Genomic DNA, 8576 nt, shown 5'->3' with positions numbered 1-8576 from the left:
GAGATTTCCCAATTCGTAAGACCCCTGGAAGAACACCAGGTTGATAGGCTCGGGGTGGAAGCACGGTAACGTGTGGAGCTGACGAGTACTAATCGGTCGAGGGCTTATCCTAACAGGTTGGCCTGGTAAGACAATGATACTTCACCTTCTTTCGCTCCACACTTTTGTTTCGTATCCGGTTTTCAAGGCGCAAGTCCTTGAAATGAATGATCTGGTCTGGTGATGACGGCGGAGGGGTTCCACGCGTACCCATCCCGAACACGACCGTTAAGCCCTCCAGCGCCAATGGTACTTGGACCGCAGGGTCCTGGGAGAGTAGGACGTCGCCAGGCTAGACATTTTTTATCCTCTATCGCTGTGTTTTGGTACAGGAACACGCTCTCATAGCTCAGTAGGTAGAGTGCATCCATGGTAAGGATGAGGTCACCGGTTCGATCCCGGTTGAGAGCTCCATTTCCAACACCATTTCATGGCCCCTTGGTCAAGCGGTTAAGACACCTCCCTTTCACGGAGGTAACAGGGGTTCGAATCCCCTAGGGGTCACCACCAATATTCGGAGGCTTAGCTCAGCTGGGAGAGCATCTGCCTTACAAGCAGAGGGTCGGGGGTTCGATCCCCTCAGCCTCCACCATTACTTAACAAGCTTGCCGTTGGGGATTAGCCAAGCGGTAAGGCAACGGACTTTGACTCCGTCACTCCTAGGTTCGAATCCTAGATCCCCAGCCATTCTCGAGCCATTAGCTCAGTTGGTAGAGCACCTGACTTTTAATCAGGGTGTCGAAGGTTCGAGTCCTTCATGGCTCACCATTCTTTCCGACACCGGGTAGAATGCTTGTGAATATGCGCGTATGGCGGAATTGGCAGACGCACCAGACTTAGGATCTGGCGGGCAACCGTGGGGGTTCAAGTCCCTCTACGCGCACCATTTAATAAAAAACAGCCCTCAAGAGCAATCTTGAGGGTTTTTGTTTAATCAATCAGAAAGTATAAGTTTTTCATGCCCCTTTTACCTATCTGATTGCTCGAAACAAACGTATACCGCGTTCAAAGGACGGAGTAAGCCGTTTATGCTTGGCCTCCGGGTTGATTAGTGATGAAAAACATCGTACTTCTCCTCGTGGGGCGCTGGTGGGGAGCAAGTACGATGAAAAACATCGCTATGAGGAGAGAACCGCCACTTTTTGTTCGTCTCCGGGTTGATTAGTGATGAAAAACATCGTACTTCCACTTCGTGTGCGCTGGTTGGGAGCAAGTACGATGAAAAACATCGCTATGAGGAGAGAGGCGCCACTTTTTGTTCACTTCCGGGGTGATTAGTGATGAAAAACATCGTACTTCCGCCTCGTGGTGCGCTGGTGGCGAGCAAGTACGATGAAAAACATCGCTATGAGGGCAGAGCCGCCACTTTTTGTTCGTCTCTGGGTTGATTAGTGATGAAAAACATCGTACTTCCGCCTCGTGTGGCGCTGGTTGGGAGCAAGTACGATGAAAAACATCGCTATGAGGAGAGAGCCGCCACTTTTTGTTCGTCTCCGGGGTGATTAGAGATGAAAAACATCGTACTTCCGCCTCGTGGTGCGCTGGTGGCGAGCAAGTACGATGAAAAACATCGCTATGAGGAGAGAGCCGCCACTTTTTGTTCGTCTCCGGGGTGATTAGTGATGAAAAACATCGTACTTCCGCCTCGTGTGCGCTGGTTAGGAGCAAGTACGATGAAAAACATCGCTATGAGGAGCGCAACCAACTCAAAAGGACCGTCAGGGCGAACTCACCTGACGGTTTTTCTTAATGATTCAGAAAGTATAAAAATTGCCATACTTATCTGAATCATCTCCGACATAAACGTTATCCCGCCGATCCTAAGGACGGCGAAGCCGGTTTACTTGTCCAAACGAAAATCAGGAAAAGCGCTGTTTCATTCCAAAAAGGATCGAAACAGCGCCTTAGTATCGGGGATTACATCCCCCTGAGATACGGAGCAGGAGGGGCGATTTTGCCGGTTACGGTTTTAATCGCGTGCAGGGACCAGTACGGATCATTAAGCATTCCGCGCCCCACGGCTACAAGTTCGGCGTCTCCGTTGTCGAGCGTCGCTTCCGCGAGCATCGGGTCTTCCAGAATGCCGACGGCAATAACAGGCATGTCCAGCGCTTCTTTGTAAGCGCGAGCGAACGGAAGCTGATATCCGGGGTGGTTACCGGGCTTCACGGCTCCCGCTGGCCCTTCTCCGCCGCTGGACACATGGAAAACGTCTACGCCAGCTTCTTTATACTTCCTGGCGAGCGAGAGCGAATGCTCGAGACCGTAACCGCCATCCATATATTCAACCGCGGAGATCCTCATTATCAGCGGCATATCCGCAGGCATGACGCTGCGAGCCGCTTGGACGATTTCGACTCCGAATTTGGATAAATCCTGTCCGTATTCGTCGGTGCGGTCGTTAATGCCCGGCGAATGGAACTGATGCATCAGATAACCGTGGGCGCCGTGAAGCTCGATCGTGTCGAAACCAGCTTCTACGGCCCGTCTGACGGCTTCCTTGAATTTCTGGACCATTTGACGGACTTCCTCGGTACTCAGAGCCCTAGGCTGCTTGTAGGAGGCATCGACCGGTATTGTAGATGGACCGACGGGTTCGGACGCGTCTACCGCTTTGCGCCCCGCATGGGCAATCTGGATACCGATTTTCGCGCCATATTTATGAACCTCAGATATGATTCTTCTGTACGCAGGAATCTGGTCATCTGACCATAATCCAAGGTCTTTATTTGTGATCCGCCCGTCGGGCTCGACGTCGGTCATCTCCATAATGATCAATCCGGCTCCGCCGATTGCTCGGGAGACGTAATGCACATAATGCCACTCGTTCGGAACGCCGTCTTCAGCTTCGACGGAGTACTGGCACATCGGAGGCATTACGATTCTGTTTTTAAGCGTCAGGCTTTTTAATGTAAAAGGTGAATCTATATGCGCCATAAGAAATCACTCCTATTCATATCGGAATTGGTTTTTCGGCTTTAACCATACACCTATTCAACGCTTGGAGCAAGTCGAACAGGGGCCAAATAGGCAGTAATCGGGAAGGGAAAAACAGCGCCAACACGGCCTTTTCAAAAAAAATAAAAAAATTTTCGCAAAAAGGGTTGCAATCGCTAAATATCTTTGATATATTATTTCTTGTCGCTCAAAGCACTTCGGTAAGCATAAAACAAGCGGCACTTACGACAAACGCGGAAATAGCTCAGTGGTAGAGCATCTCGTTGCCAACGAGAAGGTCGCGGGTTCGAGCCCCGTTTTCCGCTCCATAAGATGCGCCCTTAGCTCAGCTGGATAGAGCATTTGACTACGAATCAAAAGGCCGGGAGTTCGAATCTCTCAGGGCGCGCCAGTTATACACAAACTGCATAATTGCATTGTCGGGACGTAGCTCAGCTTGGTAGAGCACCTGGTTTGGGACCAGGGGGTCGCATGTTCGAATCGTGTCGTCCCGACCATCATCACCCTGCGGGTGTAGTTCAATGGTAGAACTTCAGCCTTCCAAGCTGATAGCGTGGGTTCGATTCCCATCACCCGCTCCATAATAAATTAGCTTCCTAAATGGGGCTTTTTTTTAACTCTTTATCCTCATTACGTCGGGACGTAGCTCAGCTTGGTAGAGCACCTGGTTTGGGACCAGGGGGTCGCATGTTCGAATCGTGTCGTCCCGACCATCAATTACAACTAAGGATTGCAGCTTAAGGGCTGCAATTTTTTTGTGTTAAAAATAGGCCCGCCCCACGGTACTAAATAGTCCGCACGCCCCTCTGGAGTCGAAATAAGCCCGCCACACGGTACTAAATTGTCCGCACACCCCATATAGGACCCGCTGGCTCGCTTGCTGCATAGGATAATTTGGCTGGGCGATGATTGTTACGGCGGCAGACAGGATGTCGCATTGCATTTTTTGATGGAAGCATTCACGATATTTATGGCTAAATGATGAATTAAAAGGAGATTTTCGGCGTCCATTGTAGTATGATAAAGGTTAGAGTTTTTTATTGCGATTGAAATTCCCGCCTCTGGGCGGCGAAGTTTAATATTTTGAAATGCATGGTTTGGGGTGAATAAGATGACGGAAACGGCTGTTGGCCAACGTTCTCCTTCCAATCATCTGTTGCGCAGAGATGTGCGCTTTCTAGGAAACATTCTTGGTGAAGTGCTTGTGCATCAGGGCGGCAGAGAGCTATTGGAGCATGTCGAGAAAATTCGGGAAATGAGCAAGGCGCTGCGGGCCGAGTATTTGCCGGAGCTGTACGAAGGGTTTATTCATACCGTTAAAAACTTGGAGCCCGGCATCCGACACCAAGTAATCCGGGCATTCGCGATTTACTTCCAATTGGTAAATATCGCGGAACAGAATCACCGAATTCGCCGCAAGCGCGATTACGAGCGTTCGGCGGGCGAAGCGGTGCAACCCGGCTCGATCGAAAGCGTCATCCAGAACCTCAAGGAGAAGAACCTTCCGATCGACGAAGTCAAGGACATGCTTGCCGACATTTCGCTCGAATTGGTCATGACGGCGCATCCGACGGAAGCCACGCGCAGAGACGTCTTGGATATCCACAAGAGAATCGCGGACGAGGTAATGGAACTCGACAACCCGACGCTGACGTTTCGCGAGCGGGAGAAATTGCGCGAGAAGCTGACGAACGAAGTTCTGACTTTGTGGCAAACCGACGAGCTGCGCGACCGCAAGCCTACCGTGCTCGACGAAGTGCGCAACGGCATGTACTTTTTCCATGAAACGTTGTTCGAGGTTTTGCCGAACGTATACGAAGAGCTGGAGCGTTGCCTTGAGAAGTACTATCCGGAAGTGCAATGGCACGTACCGACGTATTTGCGCTTCGGATCGTGGATCGGCGGAGATCGCGACGGCAACCCTTCGGTAACGGCTGACGTAACGTGGCAGACGCTGAAGATGCAGCGCAACCTCGTCATCTATAAATACGAGAACAGCATTCGCGAAATCAGCCGCCAACTCAGCTTCAGCACGACGATTGTGAACGTAACCGACGAACTGCTGGAATCGATTCGCGTGGACAGCGAGAACGTGGAATTGCGTACAGTCGAGCCGTGGACGAACGATAAGGAGCCTTATCGGGTCAAGTTGAGATATATGCTGCAAAAGCTGCAAAACATGAGGGAAGATGAATTCAAAGGCACGAAGCAGCGCTACCACACCGTAGCCGACTTTACGGCCGACATTGAGATTCTCGATCGCAGCCTGCGTCATCACTACGCCGATTTCGTCGCGAACTCGTATTTGAGAAAGCTTATTCGGCAAGTAGAGCTCTTCGGCTTCCATCTAGCGGCGCTGGACGTTCGTCAGCACAGCAAAGAGCATGAGAACACGATGTCGGAGCTGTTGGCCAATGCAGGAGTCTGCAGCGACTATGCGGCGCTCTCGGAGCAGGAAAAGATCGAACTGCTAAATGGCTTGCTGAGCGGCAGCAAGGCGCTTCTGACGGAAGACATGAAGCTTAGCGAATCCAGCCAAGAATGCATTAACGTATACCATACGATATATAAAGCGCAGCAAGAATTCGGAGTCGGCTGCATTACGAGTTATTTGATCAGCATGTCGGAAGCGGCAAGCGATATTCTGGAAGTGATGGTGTTTGCGAAGGAAGCTGGCCTGTTCCGTCGCGGAGAAGACGGCAAAGTCGTCTGCACGCTGCAAGCGGCGCCTTTGTTCGAGACAATCGACGACCTGCATGCCGCTCCTGAAATTATGGAGACGCTGTTCAACTTGCCGATCTATCGCGAGTGTCTGGCATCCATGGACGACCTGCACGAGATCATGCTCGGCTATTCCGATAGCAACAAGGACGGCGGCATGGTAACGGCGAACTGGGAGCTCAGAGTGGCGCTGAACGAACTGACCCGAACAGCCAAAGCGCACAACGTTCGTCTGAAGTTCTTCCACGGACGCGGAGGAGCGCTCGGTCGCGGGGGAATGCCGCTGAACCGAAGCATTCTGGCGCAGCCGCCGCACACGATCGGCGGAGGCATTAAGATTACGGAGCAAGGCGAAGTGCTGTCTTCTCGTTATTCGATGAAAGGCATTGCCTACCGGAGTCTGGAGCAGGCGACGGGCGCACTGATCACCGGCGCGTACTTGTCCCGCAACCCGGCTCAGGAAAGCTCAGTCGAGACGCAATGGGAAGAGATCATGCGCGGGATCTCGGTTGACGCGCAGACGAAATACCAGGATCTGATTTTCCGCGATCCGGATTTTATGACCTTCTTCAAGGAGTCGACGCCGCTTCCGGAAGTCGGAGAGCTGAACATCGGCTCGCGTCCTTCCAAGCGCAAAGGCAGCGACCGTTTCGAAGATTTGCGCGCAATTCCATGGGTGTTCGCCTGGACGCAAAGCCGCTATCTGTTGCCGGCATGGTACGCCGCGGGTACGGCGTTCGAGAACTTCGTGAACGGAGATCCGAAGCGGCTCGAGACGCTGAGAACGATGTACCGCGAATATTCGTTCTTCGCCACCCTGATCGATAATCTTCAGATGGCGCTTGGCAAAGCAGACTTGATGATTGCCCGCCAATACGCGGGAATGATCGGAGACGAGTCCGTCAAGAAACGCATCTTCACGCAAATCGAGGAAGAATACGCAAAAACGAAAGAAATGATTCTGACGATCACCGGACAAGAAGATATTCTGGACAACGTTCCGGTTATCCAAGAGTCGATTCGTCTGCGTAACCCTTACGTCGATCCGTTAAGCTATATGCAAGTCCAATTGCTGACGGAACTACGCGCGTTGCGTGCTCAGAACGGAGACGATGCGGAACTTCTTCGCGAAGTTCTGCTGACGATCAACGGTATTGCGGCTGGTCTTCGTAATACTGGCTGACGACAACGAATGCAATTGAATGAAGAGGGGGCCCGGGATGAATCCCGGGCCTTTTTGCGCTATATTATGAAAATAAAGAATCCATTTTGGCATCGAATAGCTCAAAATGGATTCTTTACGTTGCTAAATCTTCATTACCATAACCGTTCCGAATAAGTAGTTAATGCTTTCTTAAACCACGCTTCATTAGCCTCCATTACGTCCTGCTTTCCGGCAAACAAAAGTATGGCATATTGGCGCGAAGAAAGGGTGATGGCTAAAATGACAGTGGCTTTTTCTCCATTGCTCGTTCCAGTACCTTTAAAGTAGATTGCATCATATGATTGGATCTTAATAGGCTTAGGCTTTGTCCATTGGGGATTTTCTAATCCGGAATCACTAATATATAATTCAAATAAATCCTTTACAGTCACGGCGTCGTTTTTGGAAACTTTCCCGCCATAAGCAAAAAACAACGTGTTGTCCCCTGGATGAATTGCCTTTATCTTCGCATCTTGATCTATGTTGATTAACTTCCATTCTTCTGTAAGTTCGATCTTCATCGAAGCCAGTTTATTATCAAATACTTTAGGCTGTTCATTTTCCATTCCAAGAGACTTATTTTGCTCTTCCACCCTTTTTAATACTTGGAAAGACTCTATAATACGTTTATGCTCTCTTTCGTATGTAAGAAAATCCTCAAGGGGGCTAGAAATCATCATTACGTAGTAGGCATTATCTTTAAACAATGCCGTGATTAGAAAACCATGCGTCTTCCCGTTATATTCACATCTTCCTTCCAATTGATATGCAGGTTGTCCATCAATAAGAAGCTCCCTCTGGCCCTTTTTTTCGCCTTGGGAGAATTGTTTATAATACTCAAATCTTCCTTCTACAATTTCTTGAAGAGTTGTTTCCTCTGTTTTTCCTGAGGCGAACTCCCGCAAAAGCAACAATTCCGCTGCCCGATCATTTTTAAAGATAAATTCACCGATTTGGCTAACCTCAGTGCTGGCCTTTCGCCAATTCATGGGTATTGTAATTTGTAGCGACTGATCATCATTAACCATCGTTTTACTGTTGCTGGAGTTAAATACTTCCTTCTCAGCAGGCTTAAGCACTTTAAAGGTCTCCGTCATTTTCTGAATTTCTTCTTTATCGTTAGAAAACGTCAGGTCCACTCCTTCAATCGAGATTAGATAAAATGCCGTCTCCTTTTCCAAAAAAATCTGCATCCAACAACGTGGTGAATTGTCCCTTTTAACGAGTCGTTCTTTAGCCGGAACGCCATCGATTTCCAGTAAGCGTTCTTCTGAGACAATGACTGATCCTGTGTCCGTATCAAGTTCCTCGACCCATTTTTCCAAAGTCATATCCTCGTTTGCATCGGCACGAAGCTCCTCTATAATGCTAATAACGGCGGGATAATGAACCCCGTCCACTACTAGGCGTACATTCCCTTGGGTTGCATCCTCTTTTATTATCCATTTTTCAGGAACCGAAATTTGTACCGTTTCGTCTTTGCTCATGGCGGTTTTCGTTTGCTCTCTAAAAAGCGTAAAATCGGATATGCCCGCCGCTGCTTCCCCTGATCTCTCATTTTCATCCGACGTACAAGCCGTTAGCAATATTAGTATTGCAATGACGGCTATCCACATCTGTAATTTCATAAATTTCATTATTTCTCTCTTCCTCC

3 protein-coding genes, 11 tRNA genes and 2 rRNA genes are annotated in these 8576 nt (G+C 49.6%); 14 read left to right on the top strand and 2 right to left on the bottom strand.

Annotation, left to right across the window (positions count from 1 at the left end):
• From FPZ45_RS05615 to FPZ45_RS05580, 8 genes are all read left to right on the top strand, one after another.
• Positions 1–112 (top strand): 23S ribosomal RNA (locus FPZ45_RS05615); the annotation flags it as partial.
• 103 nt (positions 113–215) lie between these two features.
• Positions 216–332, top strand: a 5S ribosomal RNA gene (gene rrf, locus FPZ45_RS05610).
• Between the two features lie 45 nt (positions 333–377).
• Positions 378–453, top strand: a tRNA-Thr gene (locus FPZ45_RS05605).
• Positions 454–471: 18 nt separating this feature from the next.
• Positions 472–546, top strand: a tRNA-Glu gene (locus FPZ45_RS05600).
• Between the two features lie 9 nt (positions 547–555).
• Positions 556–631, top strand: a tRNA-Val gene (locus tag FPZ45_RS05595).
• A 20-nt stretch (positions 632–651) separates the two neighbouring features.
• Positions 652–726, top strand: a tRNA-Gln gene (locus FPZ45_RS05590).
• A 5-nt stretch (positions 727–731) separates the two neighbouring features.
• Positions 732–807, top strand: a tRNA-Lys gene (locus FPZ45_RS05585).
• Between the two features lie 35 nt (positions 808–842).
• Positions 843–925, top strand: a tRNA-Leu gene (locus FPZ45_RS05580).
• Between the two features lie 1031 nt (positions 926–1956).
• Here the strand turns inward: FPZ45_RS05580 and FPZ45_RS05575 are convergent.
• Positions 1957–2976 (bottom strand): NADH:flavin oxidoreductase/NADH oxidase, encoded by a 1020-nt coding sequence (locus FPZ45_RS05575; RefSeq protein ID WP_144699235.1) that lies wholly within the window; start codon positions 2974–2976, stop codon positions 1957–1959.
• A 254-nt stretch (positions 2977–3230) separates the two neighbouring features.
• Between FPZ45_RS05575 and FPZ45_RS05570 the strand changes: the two genes are divergently transcribed.
• The 6 genes from FPZ45_RS05570 (at position 3231) to ppc (ending at position 6901) form a co-directional block, all read left to right on the top strand.
• Positions 3231–3305 (top strand) — tRNA-Gly (locus FPZ45_RS05570).
• A 6-nt stretch (positions 3306–3311) separates the two neighbouring features.
• Positions 3312–3388, top strand: a tRNA-Arg gene (locus tag FPZ45_RS05565).
• Positions 3389–3417: 29 nt separating this feature from the next.
• Positions 3418–3494, top strand: a tRNA-Pro gene (locus tag FPZ45_RS05560).
• Between the two features lie 10 nt (positions 3495–3504).
• Positions 3505–3578: transfer RNA gene (locus FPZ45_RS05555), tRNA-Gly, on the top strand.
• Positions 3579–3633: 55 nt separating this feature from the next.
• Positions 3634–3710: transfer RNA gene (locus FPZ45_RS05550), tRNA-Pro, on the top strand.
• Between the two features lie 398 nt (positions 3711–4108).
• Complete coding sequence (gene ppc, locus FPZ45_RS05545) at positions 4109–6901, top strand: phosphoenolpyruvate carboxylase (protein WP_144699233.1); 2793 nt, start codon at positions 4109–4111, stop codon at positions 6899–6901.
• Between the two features lie 134 nt (positions 6902–7035).
• Here ppc and FPZ45_RS05540 read toward each other — a convergent pair whose 3' ends face one another.
• Positions 7036–8559: a hypothetical protein gene (locus FPZ45_RS05540; RefSeq protein WP_144699231.1), complete on the bottom strand. Its 1524-nt coding sequence runs from the start codon at positions 8557–8559 to the stop codon at positions 7036–7038.
• Positions 8560–8576 lie beyond the last annotated feature (17 nt).

Source organism: Cohnella terricola (assembly GCF_007786475.1).
In the GTDB taxonomy this organism is placed as follows: Bacteria; Bacillota; Bacilli; order Paenibacillales; family Paenibacillaceae; genus Cohnella; species Cohnella terricola.
This window is presented reverse-complemented; position numbering and strand designations above follow the sequence as displayed.